Raw genomic sequence first — 18122 nt, forward strand, 5'->3', positions numbered from 1 at the left:
CGATCAGTCGTAGTCGGGGCCCACGACGCAGTCGTCGTTGCTCCCGCCGCCCTCGTCCACGTTCTGTTCCCAGCGAAGGGCGTCGGGCCGGACGTCGAGGGACGCGTAGGTCTCGCCGTCCTCGAGGCAGGAGTCGTGGTCGCGGCCGACCCGCACGCCGCCCAGGTCCGTGACGACGAACCCGCGTGCGCGGTCGAGTTTCACTTCGACGGTGAAGCCGCCGCCGGGGGAGTAGCGGAATTCCGCGTTCCGGGGGATCACCCACATCTGCGAGCTCTTCTGCTCCACCAATGCCTGGTCGCCCACCTCGTTGTCCTGGTCCCATCCGTCGATGTAGACGGTCATGCCGGGCTGGATCTGCCAGAGCGCGTTCTCGGGCTGGTCCTGGCAGGCCACGGTCAGGGCGAGGACGGGCAGGAGTGCCGCGGCCGTTCGCGTTCTGGGGCGCATGGGATTCCCTCTCCGCTGGTCGGACGGTCGCAGTTTCGCAGCACGGACGGCGTTCCGCGTTAACGTGTCCGGTCCGTTCGCCGAACAATTCCGTCCGGTGCAGCGCGGTTTCAGTTTTTCCTGGAACTCGTCGGAAGGTAGGGCGCGTATTCGTGCATTTTCTGTTCGAGCACGGCCTGCCTCGTGGTGCGGGTCGCGGTGCCGAGCCCGGCGCCGAGGAGGATCAGGACGGACGTGCCGACGTGCGTCGCGCGGACCCCGGCCAGGGCGAGCGCCGCGTGGGGCAGCACCGCGAGGGTCCCGAGGACGAACGGGGTCGCGAACCCGACGCGCGTCCGCACGTACGCGAGGTACTCGGCGGTCGGGCGTCCGGGGCGGATCCCGGGGACGAACGCGCCCTCGCGCGTGAGCCGGTTCGCGGTGCCGTCGACGTCCAGGGCTCCCAGCGGGGACGCGGCCTTCACGAGGACGGCGACCGCGAACAGGGCGAGCATGAACCACGCGCTGCCGTGCTTGGGCGCCGTCCAGAGGCCGTCGGGAAGCCCGCCGCCGGGCCACAGGCGGGCGGCGAGCGCGGGCAGGTGGAGGAGGGCGAGCGCGATCAGTACCGCGCGGAGCCCGGTGCGGTGGAGGTGGACGGGGATGTAGACCGTCTCGCTCCGGGGTGCGCGGACGCCGACCATCCTGCGGGCGTACTGGACGGGCACCCGCCGCTCGGCCTGCGTGAGGACGATCAGCGCCGCGACGGCGAGCAGGGCCGTGAGCGGGGCGACGGCGAGCGCGGCGGCGAACGCCCCGGTGCCCTCGGTCTCCCGCACGTCCGCCAGGAGGCGGGGGAAGACGGCGCAGACCTGCGTGAAGAACAGCAGGGCGAGGCCGTGGCCGAAGCCGCGCGCGGCGATCAGCCCGAGCAGCCACGCGGTGATCGCCGTCCCGGCCGTCATGGACGCGGCGACCGCGACGGGGCCCGCGCCGGTCAGGACGTCCCCGCCGGGAAGGCGTCCCCGCGCCGCCGCGAATGCCACGGCGGTGCCCATCGCGGCGCCCAGCGCGACGGCGAGGACGTCGACGTACCGGCCGATCCGGACGGCGCCGTCCGGATCGGCGGCGAGCGCCCGCAGCCGGGGCACGGCGCCGGTGAGCAGGCCCATCGCGACGGCCGCGGCGACGTGCGGGAACACGCCGAGGCCGAGGACGGACAGGTGCGGCAGGCCGCCGCCGGTGAGCAGGTCGAGCAGGGCGTACATCGGGTCGTCGCGGGCGGCCGCGGCGGCGGCGTCGCGGAGCGCCGCGACGTCCGCGCCGGGGCTCGGCAGGTTCTGCCCGAGCCGGTAGAGCAGCACGGCCAGGGCCGTGAAGAGCAGTTTCGCCCGGAGGCCGGGGGTGCGCAGGAGGGCCCTCACCCAGTTACATGTACACGATTGTTCACTGGATGTCAGCGCCGCCGGGGTGAACGTCCGATGACGGCCGCCAGCCGAGTTCCCACACCCGGACGGTCCCGTCGTGGTCGCCCGCGAGCACGAACCGGCCGTCCGGGGTCGCCGCGACGCAGGACGCGCCGCGCCCGTCCCGCTCGCCGAGGACCCGGAGACGCTCGCCGCGGGCGACGTCCCACACGTGGACGCCGTCCACATGAGCCGACACGGCGAACCGGTCGCCCGCGGCGAACGCGACACCGAACGACCACATGACCCGTCCGTCGAGCGTCCGCACGTGCCGTCCGGTGGCGACGTCCCACAGGTGCAGGAGGCTCGTGTCCCTGTCGCCGGCCAGCGCGTACCGTCCGCGGGGGCTCAGGCACAGCGCCGACGGCCGCCGCCGCTCCGCGCCCGGGACGCGGAGGACGCGCCCGCCGCGCCCGCCGGCGGCGTCCCACAGCCGCACCCCGTCCGGATGGGCGGACGCGGCGAGCCGGCCGCCCGCGACCGCGACGGCCCCGATCCGGACGTCGTCCGGGACGAGGCCGCGCGCACCTCCCGCGGCGTCCATCGCGTGGACGACCGCGCCCGTGCCGAGGTCCCAGACCCGGACGATGCCGTCGACGCCGCCGACCACCGCGGACCGCTCCCCGGGGCCGAACCCGACGTGCGCGCCGCCGATGACGACGTCGTCCGGCAGGGTGCCGCCGCCGGGCAGGGCGATGCGGGTGCAGCCGCCGGAGTCCGGCGACCAGCGGGCGGGATCGAGCAGCGCGTGGTTGTCCGGCAGGACGCGCAGGCACTCGCCGGTGCGGGTGTCCCAGAGCCGCACCTCGCCCGACCAGGCGCCGGACAGGAGCCGGGTCCCGTCGGCGCTCAGGCACAGCGACGCCACGCTCATGCGGGGGGCGGCGAGTGCGCCCAGCGGGGCACCGGTTCCGGGGTTCCACAGCCGGATCCCGTCGTCGCCGCCGGTCGCGGCGAGGCGGGCGTCGGCGGTGACGTCGACCGCGTCGACGTCGCGCCGGTGCCCGGTCAGCGTCGCCGCCGCCCGCGCGCCGCGCAGGCCGCTCCGATCCGCCACGTGCCCACCCCGTCCGTCCGTGCGCCCGCCGGTGCACAGTCTGGCGAACGAAGGTGTCTTTCCGGTGACGGGACGGCCGGGCTCAGAAGAGGGTGCCCTCGTGCTCGATGCCGCGGAGCGCGTCGTAGTCGAGGGTGACGCAGTGGATGCCGCGGTCGGCGGCGAGGACGCGCGCCTGCGGCTTGATCTCCTGCGCGGCGAACACGCCGCGGACGGGCGCGAGGTGCGGGTCGCGGTTGAGGAGTTCGAGGTAGCGGGTGAGCTGCTCGACGCCGTCGATCTCGCCCCGGCGCTTGATCTCGACCGCGACCGTGGCGCTGTCGGCGTCCCGGCAGAGGATGTCGACGGGGCCGATCGCGGTCGGGTACTCGCGCCTGATGAGCGTGTAGCCGTCGCCGAGGGTGGTGATGTGCTCGGCGAGGAGCTCCTGGAGGTGCGCCTCGACGCCGTCCTTCCGCAGGCCCGGGTCCAGGCCCAGTTCGTGGCTGCTGTCGTGCAGGATCTCCTCGATCGTGAGGATCAGCCGCTCGCCCGACTTGCCGTGGGTGACCGTCCAGCGCGCGACGGCGCCGTTGTCGGTGTACGGCTCCTCGCGCAGGGAGCACGGCGGGTTCATCCAGTTCAGCGGCTTGTAGGCGCGGTCGTCGGCATGGACGCTCACGCTGCCGTCCGCCTTGATCAGGACCAGGCGGGGGGCCATCGGGAGATGGGCGGTGAGCTTGCCGGCGTAATCGACGCTGCAGCGGGCGATGACGAGACGCACCCGCCCGAGCTTAGTGCGGCCGGCGGGTGCCGGTGCCCGGTTCAGCCGTCCACGGCGAGGTGGACCACCGCGGCGATCAGTCGGTCGAGGTCGGCGCCGTGCGTGCCGTCGTCGGTGATGAGGTGCCGGTTGACCAGCCCGTCGAAGCCGTTGAGGAAGAACCGCGCGATCGCCTCGGCGTCGGTGGCGAGCGTGACGCCGGTCTCCGCGGCGAGGCCGGTGACGAGGTCGGCGGCGGTCCGCTCCATGGCGAGCTGATGCTCGTGCAGCGCCTCCCGGATGTCGGGGTCGCGGGAGCCGATGGTGGTCAGCTCGTCGAACACGCGGAAGCGTCCGGGGCGCTCGGCGTAGGCGTCCCACAGCGCCCGCGCCATGATCTGGACGGACGCCGCGAATCCCGCGGCACCGGGCGCGGCCTCGGCGGGCGCCGCGGCGCACACCCGGTCGATCATCTCGCCGGCGAGCCGCTCGACGATCGCGCCGTACAGGTCGCGCTTCGTGCCGAACGTGTAGTGGACGGTCGCCTGCGCGACGCCCAGTTCGGCGGCGATGGCCCGGGTGCTGGCGGCCTCGACGCCCTTGCGCGCCATCAGGCCGATGGCCGCCTCGACGAGCTGGGGACGCCGCTCGGCGGCGGGGACGTGCGCCATGGCACCCAAGGTTACCGAGGCCCGGGGACGTGCCGGCACGGACATTGTCACTCGACTTGTTCGAGTGACTCAGTCGGGCGTACATTCGGCGGCGGGACCACCGACGTTCAAGGGGGACGACCGCATGACGAACCTGCTGCAGCGGCTGGGACGCCTCGCCTACCGGCGGCGCGTCGCCGTGCTCGCGATCTGGCTCGCGCTGCTCGCCGCGCTCGGCGGCGCCGCCGCCGCGTTCGCGGGGGAGGTGAGCGAGGAGTACCGCGTCCCCGGCACCGAGGCGCAGGAGACCCTCGACCGCATCGCCGGGACCCTGCCCGAGTACGCGAACGCCTCCGGACGGGTCGTCCTCGCGGCGCCGCACGGGGAACGGCTCGACCCCCGCGACGTCCGTCCGGTCGTCCGCGAGGTCGGGCGGGCGCCGGACGTCGCGCGGGCCGTCGACCCGTTCGCCGCCGGGGCCGTCTCGCCGGACGGGCGCGTCGCGATCGTGCAGGTCGTGTTCGACCAGCGCCTCGACGACCTGGGGGACGGGCCGCGGGAGGCGGTGCGGGACGCGGCGGCCGCGGCGTCCGGCGACCTGCGCGTCGAGTTCGGCGGGGACGCCTTCATGCCGGCGGTCGAGGTCGGCGGGGCCGGCGAGATCATCGGCGTCGGCGTCGCGGTCGTCGTCCTGCTGATCACGTTCGGGTCGCTCGTCGCGGCCGGGCTGCCGCTGCTCAGCGCGCTCGCCGGCGTCGGCGTCGGGATGGCCGGGCTGTACGCGCTCACCGGCCCGCTGGAGATCATCTCGACCGCGCCGGTCCTCGCGCTGATGATCGGGATGGCCGTCGGGATCGACTACGCGCTGTTCGTGCTGTCGCGGCACCGGCAGAACCTCGCCGCCGGGCTCGGCCCCGAGGACGCCGCCGCGCTCGCCGTCGCCACCGCGGGCGGCGCCGTCGTGTTCGCGGGCGCCACGGTCGTGGTCGCCCTCGCCGGGCTCGCCGTCGCGGGCGTCCCGTTCCTCACCGTCATGGGCCTGTCGGCGGCCGGCGCGGTGATCGTCGCGGTGCTCGGCGCCGTCACCCTGCTGCCCGCGCTGCTCGGCTTCGCGGGCCGCGCCGTCACCCGGTTCCGCGTCCCCGGGCTGCGCGGGGACGCCCGGGACGGCGCGGCCGGGGGCGGCGCGCGCTGGGCGCGGCTCGTCGTGCGCCGCCCGGTGCCCGTCCTGCTCGCCGGCCTCGCGCTGATCGGGATCACGGCCGTCCCCGCCCACGACCTGCGGCTCGGCCTGCCCGGCGCCGGCTCCTACCCCGAGAGCACCACCGCGCGCCAGGCCGACGACCTGACGGCCGAGGGATTCGGCCCCGGCTTCAACGGGCCGCTGATCGCCGTCGTGGACGGCGGTCCCGCCGCGGCGCGGCGGGCGGTCGCGCACATCTCCGCGCTGCCCGGCGTCGCGGCCGTCCTGCCGCCCGGCACGTCACCGGACGGCCGCACCGCCGCGGTCACCGTCATCCCCGAGCACGGCCCGGACACCGAGGCGACCGAGAACCTCGTCGAGGCGATGCGCGCCGAACCGGGCGTCGCCGTCACCGGCACCACCGCCGCGAACATCGACGTCTCCCGGAAGCTGGGCGACGCGCTCCCGCCGTTCCTCGCCGTCATCACGGTGCTCTCGCTGGCCCTGCTGACGCTCGCGTTCCGCTCGGTGCTCGTCCCGCTCAAGGCCGTCGCGGGCTTCCTGCTCAGCGTCGCCGCGTCCCTCGGCGCCGTCGTCGCCGTCTACCAGTGGGGGTGGCTCGCCGACGCCGTCCCGGTGAACAAGGTCGGGCCGGTCGCGAGCTTCCTGCCGATCCTGCTGATCAGCGTCCTGTTCGGGCTCGCGATGGACTACCAGGTGTTCCTGGTGTCGCGGATGCGCGAGGAGTACGCGAAGGGCGCGGACGCCCGCACGGCCGTCGTCTCGGGCTTCGCGGACGGCGCCCGCGTCGTGACGGCCGCCGCGCTCATCATGATCGCGGTGTTCGGCGGGTTCGTCCTCTCGCACGACCCGATCGTCCAGTCGATGGGGTTCGCGCTCGCGGTCGGCGTCGCCGTGGACGCGTTCGTCGTCCGGATGGGCCTCGTGCCCGCCGCCATGGCGCTGCTGGGCCGCGCCGCCTGGTGGTTCCCGCGCCCGCTCGACCGGATCGTCCCGCACATGGACCTGGAGGGCACCGCCCTGGACGGCACCGCCCTGGAGGGCACCGCCCTGGACGACACCGCCCTGGACGACACCGGACCCGCACCCGGCCGCGCGTCCGAATCCGCCCGCGCCTGAGGCGCCCGGTGCACGGCTAAGGCGTCCGTCCCCACAGGAGTAAGGCGTCGTGCCGATGTGGGGACGGCCGCCTTAGGGCGAACCTCATAGATGTCGGGCCGGAGTCGCGGCCCGGCGGACGGAGGGAAAGTCGTGTACCACAACGACATCATGTTCGCGGTCATGCGGGAGCGGGCGCGGGACATGCGGGCCGAAGGCGACCGCGCCCGCGCCGGGCGGGCCGCCCGGCGCACCCGCGAGTACTGGGCGGACCGGATGCCCGGCCGGATCGGGCGGCCGCGTACGGCGGCGACGCGCCGGCGCGGCGCGGCGCCCGCGCGCTGAACGTCCCGGGACGCGCAAGTCAGTGCGACTGTCAAGCCTGGAAATTGCCGGGAGGCGTGATTAGCGTCGATGACCGGTGTCATCCGTCTGCGAAAGGACCCGAGAATGTCCCTTGACGTGACCCCGGAACTCCTCGAAACGGCACAGCGCGGCGAAGTCGACGACGCCGCGTTCGTCGACTGCATCAAAACGTCCCTCCCGTACGCGTGGGAGATGATCAGCGGGCTGGTGGCCCGGCTGCAGGTGGACGGCGGCGACTTCGCCGACAACCTGACGCCGCCGCCGGACGAGCAGGCGCGCGGGCAGCTGCTGCGCGTGCTGGCCAGCGACGCCATGCGCGGCACCCTGGAGCGCTACTTCGGCGTGAAGCTCGCGTTCCAGAACTGCCACCGCGTCGCCGTGTTCCCGGCGGACGGCGACCCGGCGGCCCGCGCGAAATTCATCACCGCGCGCGAGCAGATTCTCAACCAGTCGCCGGAACTGCGCGACTGCTGACGCGCGAACCGGCCCCGCCCGTCCGGCCGGACGGGCGGGGCCGTCCGTCGTTCAGCGGAGGCGGGGGAGCACCTCGGCGCCGAGGCGCGCGATGTTGTCGAGGGTCGCGCGGTGGGAACCGGCGGCCTCGACGAGCAGGACGAAGTGGCCGATCCCGGTGCGTTCCGCGGTGGCGGCGAGCGCGGCCGCGCAGTCGTCCGGGGAACCGACCGGATGCAGGTCGCACATGCGGCGGGTGTAGGCGAGCGGGTCGCGGGACGGGCGCGGGCGATCGTCCACGGGGACGTACCCGTCCAGGCCCGGCCCGAGCCACGGCGGCATCCCGTCGAGCAGCAGCCCGACGGCCTCGTCCCGCGTGTCCGCGACCTGCGCGAGATGCACGGAGACGTGCGGGACGTCCGGGACGCCGTGACGTTCGACCGCCGCGGCCTTCTCCTCGTCGCCGACGTGCATGCCCAGCAGCATCGGCAGCCCGCGGGACGACGCCAGCCGCTCCGTCTCGCGGGACGTGCAGGCCACCGCGACCGGAGGCGGGGCGGGCGCCCGCGGCACCACCGGAACCTCCCGGAACCGGAAGTGCTCGCCCGTCCACGACACCCGGTCGGAACGGAGCCACGCGAGCAGGAGGTCGAGGGACTCGGCGAACCCGTGCTCGTAGCGGGGGAGCCCGGTGCCGAACACCTCGAGGTCCCGCCACGGGCCGCCGCGCCCGACGCCGAGCCGGAACCGCCCGCCCGACACCAGCGACAGCAGCGCGGCCTGCTCGGCGAGCGCGACCGGGTGCTGCGTGGACAGCACGCTGACGGCCGTCCCGACGTGGACGCGCCGCGTCACCCCCAGCAGATGCCCGGCCATGACCGTCGCGGACGGCACGACCCCGTACGTCATGAAATGGTGCTCGGCCAGCCACACGTCGTCGAAGCCGGCCCGCTCGGCGGCGACGGCCGCCTCGACCGTGCGGGCCAGGGCGGCGGCGTCGTCCTGGCCGGGGAAGCGGGCGGCGAGAAGGAAGATTCCGAAGCGCACGTCCCGGTCGTACCCGGCATCGGCCCCGCCCGAGCCCTCTGCCAGACTGCGAACCATGACGAGTGGTTCGTTCAGCAAGGTCGGGGTCGTCGGACTGGGCACCATGGGCGCGGGCATCGCCGAGGTGCTGGCGCGCGGCGGCCTCGCGGTCGTCGGCATCGAGATCAACCCGGACGCGCTGGCGCGCGGGCGCGGGCACCTGGAGTCCTCGACCGGGCGCGCGGTGAAGCGCGGCCGGCTGACCGAGGACGCGCAACGCGAGATCCTCGACCGGATCACGCTGTCCACCGACTTCGCCGACCTCGGCGACTGCGACCTCGTCATCGAGGCCGTCCCCGAGCGGCTCGACCTCAAGCGGACGGTGTTCGCCGAACTCGACCGCGTCTGCCGCGCCGACGCCGTCCTCGCCACCAACACCTCGTCCCTGTCGGTCACCGACATCGCCGTCACCACCGGACGCCCCGACAAGATCGTCGGCGTGCACTTCTTCAACCCGGCGCCGGTGATGAAGCTCGTCGAGGTCATCCGCACCGTCCGCACCGAGCCGCAGGCCGTCGAGCGCGTCGCGGCGCTCGTCCGGGACCTCGGCAAGACGCCCGTCACGATCGGCGACCGCGCCGGGTTCGTCGCGAACCGGCTGCTGTTCGGCTACCTGAACCAGGCGGCGGGCATGCTCGAGTCCGGGCACGCCACCCGCGACGACATCGACACCGCGATGAAGGCCGGCGCCGGGCTGCCGATGGGCCCGTTCACCCTGATGGACCTCATCGGCCTCGACACCTGCCTCGAGGTCCTCGAAGCGATCTACGCCGAGTCCCGCGACCGCCGGCACGCCCCCTCGCCGCGGCTGCGCGAGCTCGTCACCGCCGGGCTGCTCGGCCGCAAGACCGGCCGCGGCTTCTACGACCACGGCGCCCCCGCCGAGCCCGCCGAGCCCGCGACCGCGCCCGCGGCCGCCGCGCCCGTCGTCGGCGTCCTCGGCACCGGCCCGCTCGCCGACGCCCTCGCCGCCCGCGCCGACCGCGCCGGCGCGCGGGTCCGGACGTCCGCCGACGGGCTCGCCGACTGCGACCTCGTCATCGAGGCCGCGCAGGACGCCGAAGCCGGCCGGGCCCTGCTCGCCGAAGCGTCCGCGAACGTCGAGGACGGCGCCGTCCTCGCCGTCACGTCCGCCGACGGGCAGGTCGTCGAGCAGGCCGTCGCGTCCGGGCGTCCCGGCGACGTCGTCGGGCTGCGCCTCCCCGAGATCGACGGCGACCTCGCCGAGATCGCCGCGACCGTCGCGACCGCCCCCGGCGTCGCCGACCGCGCCGCCGGACTCCTCGCCGGGCTCGGCCTCACCACCGTCCGGTGCCGCGACCGCGCCGGGTTCATCGTCGACGCGCTCCGCTTCCCCTACCTCAACGACGCCGCCGCGATGCTCGGCGCCGGATACGCCGACCCCGACGCGATCGACGCCGCCATGACGCTCGGCTGCGGCTACCCCACCGGCCCCATCGCCGACCTCGACCGGCTCGGCCTCGACCGCGCCGTCGGCGTCCTGCGCGCCCTGCACGCCGAGACCCGCGAACCCGCCCTCGCCCCCACCCCGCTGCTGGTCGAGCACGTCACCGCCGGACGCCCGCTCCGGTAACGGCCCTACCCTGTAAGGCATGAGCCCCCGCAAGAACCGCCGCTCCGCCCCCGGACCGATCCCGCGGGGCGGCGGCGGCATGTGGGCTCAGGACACCGAGGACGGGCCGGACGGCACCTGGATCGTCCGCAACGTCGCCGGGGCGAACGCGGCGAAACCGTACCGCTGCCCCGGCTGCGACCACGAGATCCCGCCCGGCGTCGGGCACGTCGTCGCCTGGCCCGCCGACGAACGCGGCGGCGCCGACGAGCGGCGGCACTGGCACCGGCCCTGCTGGCAGGCCCGCACCCGCCGCGCGCCCCGCGTCCAGCGGAGCCGCAACGCGCCCCGATACTGACCCGAAGGAGACCGATGGCGGAGATCCGGGCCGCGACCGTCCTGCCGGCGCGCCGCGAGGACATCACCCTGCACACCTCCGACGGGCTCGAACTCGTCGGCGAACTCGCGCTGCCCCCCGAGAACCCCCCGGTGGCGACCCTCGTCTGCCTCCACCCGCTGCCCACCGCCGAGGGCATGATGGACAGCCACGTCCTGCGCAAGGCGTCCTACCGGCTGCCCGCGCTCGCCGACCTCGCCGTCCTGCGGTTCAACACGCGCGGCACCGCCTCGGCGCGCGGCACCAGCCAGGGCGAGTTCGGCGAGGGCGAGACCGAACGGTTCGACGTCGCCGCCGCCCTCGAGTACACCGAGTACCACGACCTGCCGCGCCCGTGGCTGCTCGGCTGGTCGTTCGGCACCGAACTCGCGCTCAAGTGGGGCCGCGACCCGCTCGTCGAGGGCGCGATCCTGCTCTCCCCGCCGCTGCACCGCGCGACCGACGCCGACCTCGACGCGTGGGGCGCCGACGGACGTCCCGTCCTCGCGCTCGTCCCCGAGCTCGACGACTACCTCCGGCCCGACGAGGCCCGCGAGCGGTTCAAGCGGATCCCGCAGGCCGAGGTCGTCGGCGTCGACAAGGCCAAGCACCTGTGGGTCGGCGAACCCTACGTGCGGACCGTCCTCAACGAGATCGTCCGGCGCGTCGCGCCCGCCGCCCACCCGCTGCCCACCGAATGGGACGGCCCCGCGGCGTAACCCCGATCGGCCGATGACGGCCACACCTGATCATCTCGGTCGCGTTCCGGGTAACCATTACCGGTAACCCGACACGAGGTGAGGAACCCGCATGACCGTGCAGCTCTACGCCAGAGACGTCGGTTCGGGCACGCCCCTGGTCCTGCTGCACGCCTTCCCCCTCTCGTCCGCGATGTGGCTCGAGCAGCGGCAGGGCCTCGCCGGACGGTTCCGCGTGATCACCCCCGACCTGCGCGGCTTCGGCGGGTCCCTGCTCGGCGCCGACGAGCCGTCCATCGACGCGATGGCCGACGACGTCGCCCGCGTGTTCCGCGACCAGGGCGTCCGCCGCGCCGTCGTCGGCGGCCTGTCCATGGGCGGCTACGTCGCGATGGCGCTCTGCCGCCGCCACCCCGGCCTCGTCCGCGGGCTCGTCCTCGCCGCCACCCGCGCCGCCGCCGACACCGACGCCGTCCGCGCCGGCCGGCTCCGGCAGGCCGAGGCCCTCGACGGCGGCGACGTGCGGGTCCTCGTCGACGAGGTCCTCCCCGGACTCGTCGGCCCCACCACCATGCGGCAGCGCGCCCTCGTCTACGGGCGCGTCCGCGGGCTCGTCCAGGCCACCCCGCCGCGCGCCGCCGCCTGGGCGCAGCGCGCCATGGCCGCCCGCCCCGACTCCTTCGCGACCCTCCGCGAACTGCGCGTCCCCACTCTCGTCATGGTCGGCGACGAGGACGCCCTCGCCACCGAGGACGAGGCCCGCGCCATGGCCGACGCCGCGCCCGACTCCGAACTCCTCGTCATCCCCCGCGCCGGGCACCTGTGCGCCGTCGAGCAGCCCGACCTGTTCAACCAGGCCGTCGCCGAGTTCACCGCCGCCCTCGCCCGGACGGCTAGAGAGTCTCCTGACGAGGCAGGACGACCTCGCGGATGAGCAGCGACACCGCCGCCGCCGTCGGGATCGCCAGCAGCGCCCCCACCACCCCGAGCAGCGCCGCCCCCACCAGCGCCGCCACGATCGTCACCGCCGGCTGCACGTCGACCGTCCGCTTCATCACCCGCGGATAGATCAGGTAGTTCTCGATCTGCTGGTACGCGACGTAGAAGATCACGCAGGCGATCACGTCCGTCAGCGACCCCGTCAGGAACGCGATCAGGCACACCACCACCGCGCCGATCGTCGCGCCCACCAGCGGGATCAGCGCCGTCACCGCCACGATCAGCGACAGCGCCAGCGCGTACTTCACCCCCAGGATCGACAGGAAGACGTACGACAGCGCGCCCGCGATGAACCCGATGATGAACTGGCCCGCGACGTACCCGCCGATCCGGTCCAGGATCTCGTCGCCGAGCAGCGCCACGCGCGCGCGCCGGGTCCGCGGGGCGAGCTTGTAGAAGAACGTCTTGATCTGCGGCAGCGACCCCAGGAAGTACAGCGTGAGGATCAGGATGGTCACGGTCTGGAGCACACCGCTTATGGCGACCCTGCCGATCCCCGTGGCCGCGTCGGTGACCTGCTTCTGGAAGTCCTCCCCGTTCACGAACTTCTCGGCCCGCTCGAGCAGCCCGTACCGCTTGTCCCACTCCACGAGCTGCTTGTTGTTCTGCAACTGCTCGACGAAGTGCGGAATGCTCTCCCGGAGTTCGTTGACCTGCTCGGTCACCGGCTGCACCAGCGACGCGACGAACCCCGCGAAGAACAGCAGGACCCCGAAGAACACCGCCCCGACGGCCAGCCCCCGGGGAAGGCCGATCCTCCGCAGCCGCTCCACCGCCGGGTTCAACCCGATCGCGAGGAACAGCGCCACGACGATCATCACGATCGTGGACCGCGCGCTCGTGGCCGCCTGCACCAGCAGCCACGCCGTGATCACTCCGAGGGCCGCGGTGAAGCCGAACACGAACGGGTGGTGCCGTCCGAGCGGCTGCCCCGGCCGCCCGAACGGGAACCGCTGATCGACTCCCGCCTCCCGCCGCCGCTGCTCGACGTCCATCGCGGGGTCGGGCGTCACCTGCAGCGGCGCGCCCGGCTCCGCCACGACCGCCCCGCCGGCCGGCACGGGCTTCGCGGGCTTCGCCGCAGGCTCCCCGCCGCCGGCGGACGAGTCGTCCAGGACGTCCGTGTCCTGCGGCCGCGTCTCCGCCCGCTCGCCCTCCGAGCCGGTGCCCGCATGGCCCGTGCCCCGCTCGTCCCGGTCATCGGACGCCTCCGCTCCGGACGCTTCGGCGGTCGCGGCACCCGGTTCGTCGCGCGTGGACGCCTCGGTGTCGCCGGTGTCTGGTTCGCCGGACGCGCCCGGCTCGGCGGTCGTTCCCGTGGGGGTGTCCGGTCGGCCGGGTGTGCCGGGTGCGGAGGCCGCTTTCGACGTGTCGGAACTGCTCGGCTCGTCGCGTTCGGCGGCCGGTTCGGCGGTCGCCGCGGTGGCCGGTGCGGCGCCTTCGGAGGCGGCGGCGTCCGTCGTGGGTTCGGCGTTCGCGGACCCGGCGCCGTCGCCCGTCGTGGGTTCGGGTTCGGGCCCCCCGGCGGGGGCGTCGTCGGGGGGCGGGGTCGGGGCAGGGACGTGGGCGGGGCCGGGGGGCGCGGCGGAACCGTCCTCGCGGGGGGTCTCGTCGGGCACGCCGGTCTCCTCTGTCTCCTGCCGTGATCGGCCTCGGGTGTTACGGGTGTGTAGACGACGGAAAGCCCAGAGGCGTTCACTCGGCCTCTAGGCTTTCCGCTCGGTGACGCGCGGGCGAACGCGTCAGGTGGTCACTCCTGCCACCAGTCCTCGTCGTCCTCGTCGGACTTCTTGGCGTCGCCGCCCTTGGCCGGTGCGGCCTTCGCCGGGGCCGCCTTGGCGGCGGGCTTGGCGGCGGGCTTGGCCGGCGGCTCCTCCTTGGGCTCGGCCGCGGGGATGGCGGCCTTCTCCGGCGGCGCGGCGATCTCGTCGGCGCCCATGCCCGGGGAGACGCCGCCGATGAGCTGGCGCAGCTGGTTGAGGTGGCTGGTGATGCTGTCGCGCTGGCGGGTGAGCTCGTCGACCTGGCGCTGCGCGTTGGTACGGACGCGGTCGGCCTCGGCCTTGGTCTCGGCGAGCAGCTGCTCGGCCTGCGCCTTGGCCTCGGCGATGACGTTGTCGCTGTTCTTGCGGGCGTTCGCGACGAGCTGCTTGGCGTGCGAGTCGGCCTCGCGGCGGGTCTGGTCGGCCTGCTGGGTGGCCTTGGCGGCGCGCTGCTCGGCGGACGCGGCGCGCTGCTCGGCCTCGGCGACGAGCTTCTGCGTGGCGGCCTGGGCGGCGGCGTGGCGCTCGGCGTCCTGGCGGTCGGCCTCCTCGCGGCGCGCGGCGAGCTGGATCTCGAACTCGGCCTCGGCCTGGGCGCGCTGGGCCTCGCTCTCCTCGAGGATGCGCTGCGCCTGGGCGCGCATCTCGTCGGCCTGCCGCTTGGCGGTGGTGAGGATCTCGTCGCGCTCGCGCTTGGTGGACGCGCGCAACTGCGCGACCTCGCGCTCGGTGGTGGTGCGGAGCTTGGCGATCTCCCGCTCGGCGGCGGCGCGCTTCTCGGCGACCTCGTGGTCGGCGGTGGCGCGGAGCTTGGCGACCTCGCGCTCGGTGGTGGAGGTCAGCTCGTCGGCCTCGCGGCGGGCGGACGTGCGCACCTCCTCGGCCTCGCGCTCGGCCGCGTTGCGCATGTCGTCGCCCTCGCGCTGGGCGGTGGCGCGCAGTTCGGCGGCGTCGTTCTCGGCGGTGGCGCGCAGTTCGGCGGCGTCGACCTTGGCCGCGGCCTTGATCTCGTTCGCCTCGGAACGGGCGGCCTGGACGAGCTCGGTGGCCTGCTCCTCGGCGAGCCGGAGCAGCTGCTCGATGCGGGCGCCGAGACCGGAGTAGGTGGGGCGCTCCTGTTCCTGCAGCTGGCGGTGCGCGTCGGACAGCTCCCGCTGCATGGCCTGGGTCGACTCGCGGGTCTGCCTGACCTCGCTCTCGAGCTGTTTGATGTGCTCGTCGACCTGGTGCCGGTCGTAGCCGCGGAGCACCACGTCGAACTCGCGTGGGGGCGTCTCTTCGAAGAAGTTGGTGAGCTGGGCGTCGATGTCGGACTGCATGTGGCTCAATCCTGATGTGACGGGGCTACGGGTGGTTCCGGGGACCGGTTGATCGCCTGGCGGGAACGGCGCAGCGCCCCAGACCTCTTCCGGCGAATGAAGCCTACTCCCGACACTGCCGTGTTGGGGGCTCATCTTGACGCGCTGCGTGTTTTGTCCCGTTTTGGCATGTCGCTCCGTGAAGTCGCGGCTGCCCAGGTACGGGCCCCACAAATGCACCAGACGCGACCGAACGGTCACAGAGCGGTAGTCTGTACCGCGTTACCCCGCCCCGGGGTCCCGAATGCGTCACGATCCGGTCACGGTGCGGCGCCGCCCCGTGACCGGTCCTCCGCGGCCGTCAGCGCTTCTGCACCAGCTCGGTCAGGACGCCGTGGCAGTCCTTCGGGTGCAGGAAGTTGATCAGCGAGCCCATCGAGCCCTTGCGCGGCTCGTCGTACAGGACCCTGACGCCCTTGCCGCCGATGTTCGCGGCCTCCTCCGAGACGGTGCCGTCGGTGCCGAACGCGATGTGGTGGACGCCCTCGCCGTTCTTGGCGAGCCACTTGGCGACGGCCGAGTCGTCCCGGATCGGCTGGATCAGCTGCAGGTAGCTCGCGGCGCCGTCGCCCGTCTCGTTGATCTTCAGCATGGCCTCCCGGACGCCCTGCTCCTCGTTCACCTCGAAGTGCACGTCGGAGAAGCCGTAGGTGGCCTTGTAGAACTCGACGGTGGCCTCGAGGTCGTGGCAGGCGATTCCGATGTGGTCGATACGGGTCAGCATGGGCGGGTCTCCCTCGAAGGCGTGCCGATACTCCTGGGTATGGTGGCAAACGTCGGCGCAGCACCACTCTGGAGGGCCCCCTCATGACCGCCACATCCGTGATCGTCGCCGGAGCGCGCACGCCCATCGGCCGCCTGATGGGCTCGCTCAAGGACTTCTCCGCGGCCGACCTCGGCGCGCACGCGATCAAGGCGGCGCTGGAGCGGGCCGGTGTGTCCGGCGACCAGGTCCAGTACGTGATCCTCGGGCAGGTCCTGCAGGCGGGCGCGGGCCAGATCCCGTCGCGGCAGGCGGCCGTCAAGGCCGGCATCCCGATGACCGTCCCGTCGATCACCGTCAACAAGGTCTGCCTGTCCGGCCTGGACGCCATCGCCCTCGCCGACCAGCTGATCCGCGCGGGCGAGTTCGACATCGTCGTCGCGGGCGGCATGGAGTCGATGACCCGGGCGCCGCACCTGCTGCCGAAGTCGCGCGGCGGCTACAAGTACGGGTCGATCGAGATGCTCGACCACATGGCCCACGACGCGCTCACCGACGCGTTCGACGGGCTGGCGATGGGCGAGTCGACCGAGCGGCACAACGCCGAGCTCGACATCTCCCGCGAGGAGCAGGACGAGTTCTCCGCGCGCTCGCACCAGCGGGCCGCCGCGGCGATCAAGAACGGCGTGTTCGACGACGAGATCGCCCCGATCGAGATCCCGCAGCGGCGCGGCGAGCCGATCGTGTTCTCCGCCGACGAGGGCGTGCGGGGCGACACGACCGTCGAGGGCCTCGCGCGGCTGCGTCCCGCGTTCAGCGCGGACGGGACGATCACCGCGGGCTCGTCCTCGCAGATCAGCGACGGCGCGGCGGCGGTCGTGGTGATGTCGAAGGCGAAGGCCGAGGAGCTCGGGCTGGAGTGGCTCGCCGAGATCGGCGCCCACGGCAACGTCGCGGGCCCCGACAACTCGCTGCAGTCGCAGCCCGCGAACGCGATCAAGCACGCGCTCGGCAAGGAGGGCCTGGACGTCGCCGACCTCGACCTCATCGAGATCAACGAGGCGTTCGCCGCGGTCGGGATCCAGTCGATGCGCGACCTCGGCGTCGACCCCGAGAAGGTCAACGTGAACGGCGGCGCGATCGCGGTCGGCCACCCCGTCGGCATGTCGGGCGCCCGCATCGCGCTGCACCTGGCCTACGAGCTGAAGCGCCGCGGCGGCGGCGTCGGCGCCGCCGGCCTGTGCGGCGGCGGCGGCCAGGGCGACGCTCTCGTCCTGCGCGTTCCGACCCGGCCCCTCGCCTAGCGGCTCGGGGCCCGCTCGGGCCGGGGGAGGGCAAGGCGTGACGCGGGCCGGCCTCGCGCCCGGTTCGTCCGGGCGCGGGGTCACTGGGCCGGTTCGGTGAACGTCACGGTCGTGAAGCCGAGGGCTCGCAGCATGTTCGTCAGCATCGAGCGGGTGTTGGCGTCGGCGCGTTCGCGCAGGCCGCTCTTCGCCGCCGCGTCCTGGATCTTCTGGCTCGCCAGGACGTAGAGCCGCTGCTGGTCGTTCGGGTTCTCGCTGAAGAAGTCGCCGAACCGGTCGAACAGGCCGCGCTCGGTGGCGTGGACGTAGCTGTTCTCGGTGTCGAGGCTGGTCCGCTCCAGCCGCGCGGGCGGCAGCGTGATCGTCGCGGCCGTCCGGTCCGCGTTCACCCTGATCGCGCCCGAACCGAGCGCCGAGAAGTCCACGTAGGCGTCCACGGTCCCGTTCCCGACGAACAGGGTGCGCTTCCCGCGCAGCGAACCCGGGAGGAACTTCGCGTCCTGTTCCAGATCCACGATGACCTGGAAGGACCCGCTCGCCGCCTCGTAACGCCGCAGGTCCTGGATCGACTTGAGCAGGACGGGCCCGCTGCGGTCCTTCGTCTCCGTCGCGAACGGGTTCGCCCAGCCGGGCAGCCCCAGCCCGCGCAGGAGTTGCAGGCCCACCACCACGACGACCGCCGTCGCGAGGACGAGCAGCACGGGGCCGCGCGGGAATCGGAGCGGACGGAGAGATCGGGGGGTGCCGGTATTCGGTTTTTCGCTCGCCATACACCCGGCATGCCCCGCCGCGCCGCG

18 protein-coding genes are annotated in these 18122 nt (G+C 73.9%); 8 read left to right on the forward strand and 10 right to left on the reverse strand.

Features of this window, described 5'->3' with window-relative positions:
* Positions 1–3: 3 nt before the first annotated feature.
* The 5 genes from ACFQ11_RS10960 to ACFQ11_RS10980 form a co-directional block, all read right to left on the reverse strand.
* Complete coding sequence (locus ACFQ11_RS10960) at positions 4–450, reverse strand: hypothetical protein (RefSeq protein WP_378297909.1); 447 nt, start codon at positions 448–450, stop codon at positions 4–6.
* A 110-nt stretch (positions 451–560) separates the two neighbouring features.
* Positions 561–1853, reverse strand: a complete 1293-nt coding sequence (locus tag ACFQ11_RS10965) for a hypothetical protein (protein ID WP_378297910.1) — start codon at positions 1851–1853, stop codon at positions 561–563.
* 22 nt (positions 1854–1875) lie between these two features.
* Positions 1876–2952, reverse strand: a complete 1077-nt coding sequence (locus ACFQ11_RS10970) for a WD40 repeat domain-containing protein (RefSeq protein ID WP_378297911.1) — start codon at positions 2950–2952, stop codon at positions 1876–1878.
* Between the two features lie 82 nt (positions 2953–3034).
* A complete protein-coding gene (gene nucS / locus ACFQ11_RS10975; protein ID WP_378297912.1) occupies positions 3035–3715 on the reverse strand; it encodes an endonuclease NucS in 681 nt (226 codons plus the stop codon).
* A gap of 41 nt (positions 3716–3756) precedes the next feature.
* Positions 3757–4365 carry a TetR/AcrR family transcriptional regulator gene (locus ACFQ11_RS10980; RefSeq protein ID WP_378297913.1) on the reverse strand — a complete coding sequence of 203 codons (609 nt, stop codon included), beginning with the start codon at positions 4363–4365 and terminating at the stop codon, positions 3757–3759.
* A 124-nt stretch (positions 4366–4489) separates the two neighbouring features.
* On the opposite strand from ACFQ11_RS10980, the gene ACFQ11_RS10985 reads away from it, so the two are divergent.
* The 3 genes from ACFQ11_RS10985 to ACFQ11_RS10995 all read left to right on the forward strand — a co-directional run bounded on the left by ACFQ11_RS10985 (position 4490) and on the right by ACFQ11_RS10995 (position 7486).
* Positions 4490–6667: an MMPL family transporter gene (locus tag ACFQ11_RS10985; protein ID WP_378297915.1), complete on the forward strand. Its 2178-nt coding sequence runs from the start codon at positions 4490–4492 to the stop codon at positions 6665–6667.
* Between the two features lie 132 nt (positions 6668–6799).
* Positions 6800–6991: a hypothetical protein gene (locus ACFQ11_RS10990; RefSeq protein WP_378297916.1), complete on the forward strand. Its 192-nt coding sequence runs from the start codon at positions 6800–6802 to the stop codon at positions 6989–6991.
* Positions 6992–7096: 105 nt separating this feature from the next.
* Positions 7097–7486, forward strand: a complete 390-nt coding sequence (locus tag ACFQ11_RS10995; protein WP_378297917.1) for an SCO5389 family protein — start codon at positions 7097–7099, stop codon at positions 7484–7486.
* A gap of 51 nt (positions 7487–7537) precedes the next feature.
* Here the strand turns inward: ACFQ11_RS10995 and ACFQ11_RS11000 are convergent, their stop codons facing one another.
* Positions 7538–8512: an LLM class flavin-dependent oxidoreductase gene (locus ACFQ11_RS11000; protein ID WP_378297919.1), complete on the reverse strand. Its 975-nt coding sequence runs from the start codon at positions 8510–8512 to the stop codon at positions 7538–7540.
* 55 nt (positions 8513–8567) lie between these two features.
* Here ACFQ11_RS11000 and ACFQ11_RS11005 point away from each other — a divergent pair, with 55 nt between their 5' ends.
* From ACFQ11_RS11005 to ACFQ11_RS11020, 4 genes are all read left to right on the forward strand, one after another.
* Positions 8568–10145, forward strand: coding sequence for a 3-hydroxyacyl-CoA dehydrogenase family protein (locus tag ACFQ11_RS11005; RefSeq protein WP_378297921.1), 1578 nt, complete (start codon positions 8568–8570; stop codon positions 10143–10145).
* Positions 10146–10164: 19 nt separating this feature from the next.
* Positions 10165–10482 carry an ATP/GTP-binding protein gene (locus ACFQ11_RS11010; protein ID WP_378297922.1) on the forward strand — a complete coding sequence of 106 codons (318 nt, stop codon included), beginning with the start codon at positions 10165–10167 and terminating at the stop codon, positions 10480–10482.
* 14 nt (positions 10483–10496) lie between these two features.
* Positions 10497–11219 carry an alpha/beta hydrolase gene (locus tag ACFQ11_RS11015; RefSeq protein WP_378297924.1) on the forward strand — a complete coding sequence of 241 codons (723 nt, stop codon included), beginning with the start codon at positions 10497–10499 and terminating at the stop codon, positions 11217–11219.
* A 91-nt stretch (positions 11220–11310) separates the two neighbouring features.
* The gene (locus ACFQ11_RS11020; RefSeq protein WP_378297925.1) at positions 11311–12132 is read left to right on the forward strand and encodes an alpha/beta fold hydrolase; all 822 of its coding nucleotides are present in this window, start codon (positions 11311–11313) and stop codon (positions 12130–12132) included.
* Here the strand turns inward: ACFQ11_RS11020 and ACFQ11_RS11025 are convergent.
* The 3 genes from ACFQ11_RS11025 to mce form a co-directional block, all read right to left on the reverse strand.
* Positions 12092–13816, reverse strand: a complete 1725-nt coding sequence (locus ACFQ11_RS11025; RefSeq protein WP_378297927.1) for an AI-2E family transporter — start codon at positions 13814–13816, stop codon at positions 12092–12094. The genes ACFQ11_RS11020 and ACFQ11_RS11025 overlap by 41 nt on opposite strands.
* 131 nt (positions 13817–13947) lie before the next feature.
* Positions 13948–15279: a DivIVA domain-containing protein gene (locus tag ACFQ11_RS11030; protein ID WP_378297928.1), complete on the reverse strand. Its 1332-nt coding sequence runs from the start codon at positions 15277–15279 to the stop codon at positions 13948–13950.
* 340 nt (positions 15280–15619) lie between these two features.
* A complete protein-coding gene (gene mce / locus ACFQ11_RS11035; RefSeq protein ID WP_378297930.1) occupies positions 15620–16042 on the reverse strand; it encodes a methylmalonyl-CoA epimerase in 423 nt (140 codons plus the stop codon).
* 83 nt (positions 16043–16125) lie between these two features.
* Here mce and ACFQ11_RS11040 point away from each other — a divergent pair, with 83 nt between their 5' ends.
* Positions 16126–17325 carry an acetyl-CoA C-acetyltransferase gene (locus tag ACFQ11_RS11040; protein ID WP_378297932.1) on the forward strand — a complete coding sequence of 400 codons (1200 nt, stop codon included), beginning with the start codon at positions 16126–16128 and terminating at the stop codon, positions 17323–17325.
* A gap of 80 nt (positions 17326–17405) precedes the next feature.
* Here the strand turns inward: ACFQ11_RS11040 and ACFQ11_RS11045 are convergent, their stop codons facing one another.
* Positions 17406–18026, reverse strand: coding sequence for a DUF4230 domain-containing protein (locus tag ACFQ11_RS11045; protein ID WP_378297934.1), 621 nt, complete (start codon positions 18024–18026; stop codon positions 17406–17408).
* Positions 18027–18122: the final 96 nt, after the last annotated feature.

Origin of the sequence: Actinomadura sediminis (genome assembly GCF_042675525.1) — a bacterium.
GTDB classification, from domain to species: Bacteria; Actinomycetota; Actinomycetes; order Streptosporangiales; family Streptosporangiaceae; genus Spirillospora; species Spirillospora sediminis.

Bases quoted from the DNA above. Each gene is read 5' to 3' on its own strand.
- ACFQ11_RS10960 (WP_378297909.1), bottom strand. From the start codon at position 450: ATGCGCCCCAGAACGCGAACGGCCGCGGCACTCCTGCCCGTCCTCGCC.
- ACFQ11_RS10980 (WP_378297913.1), bottom strand. From the start codon at position 4,365: ATGGCGCACGTCCCCGCCGCCGAGCGGCGTCCCCAGCTCGTCGAGGCG.
- ACFQ11_RS10985 (WP_378297915.1), top strand. From the start codon at position 4,490: ATGACGAACCTGCTGCAGCGGCTGGGACGCCTCGCCTACCGGCGGCGC.
- ACFQ11_RS10995 (WP_378297917.1), top strand. From the start codon at position 7,097: ATGTCCCTTGACGTGACCCCGGAACTCCTCGAAACGGCACAGCGCGGC.
- ACFQ11_RS11005 (WP_378297921.1), top strand. From the start codon at position 8,568: ATGACGAGTGGTTCGTTCAGCAAGGTCGGGGTCGTCGGACTGGGCACC.
- ACFQ11_RS11010 (WP_378297922.1), top strand. From the start codon at position 10,165: ATGAGCCCCCGCAAGAACCGCCGCTCCGCCCCCGGACCGATCCCGCGG.
- ACFQ11_RS11015 (WP_378297924.1), top strand. From the start codon at position 10,497: ATGGCGGAGATCCGGGCCGCGACCGTCCTGCCGGCGCGCCGCGAGGAC.
- ACFQ11_RS11020 (WP_378297925.1), top strand. From the start codon at position 11,311: ATGACCGTGCAGCTCTACGCCAGAGACGTCGGTTCGGGCACGCCCCTG.
- ACFQ11_RS11030 (WP_378297928.1), bottom strand. From the start codon at position 15,279: ATGCAGTCCGACATCGACGCCCAGCTCACCAACTTCTTCGAAGAGACG.
- mce (WP_378297930.1), bottom strand. From the start codon at position 16,042: ATGCTGACCCGTATCGACCACATCGGAATCGCCTGCCACGACCTCGAG.
- ACFQ11_RS11040 (WP_378297932.1), top strand. From the start codon at position 16,126: ATGACCGCCACATCCGTGATCGTCGCCGGAGCGCGCACGCCCATCGGC.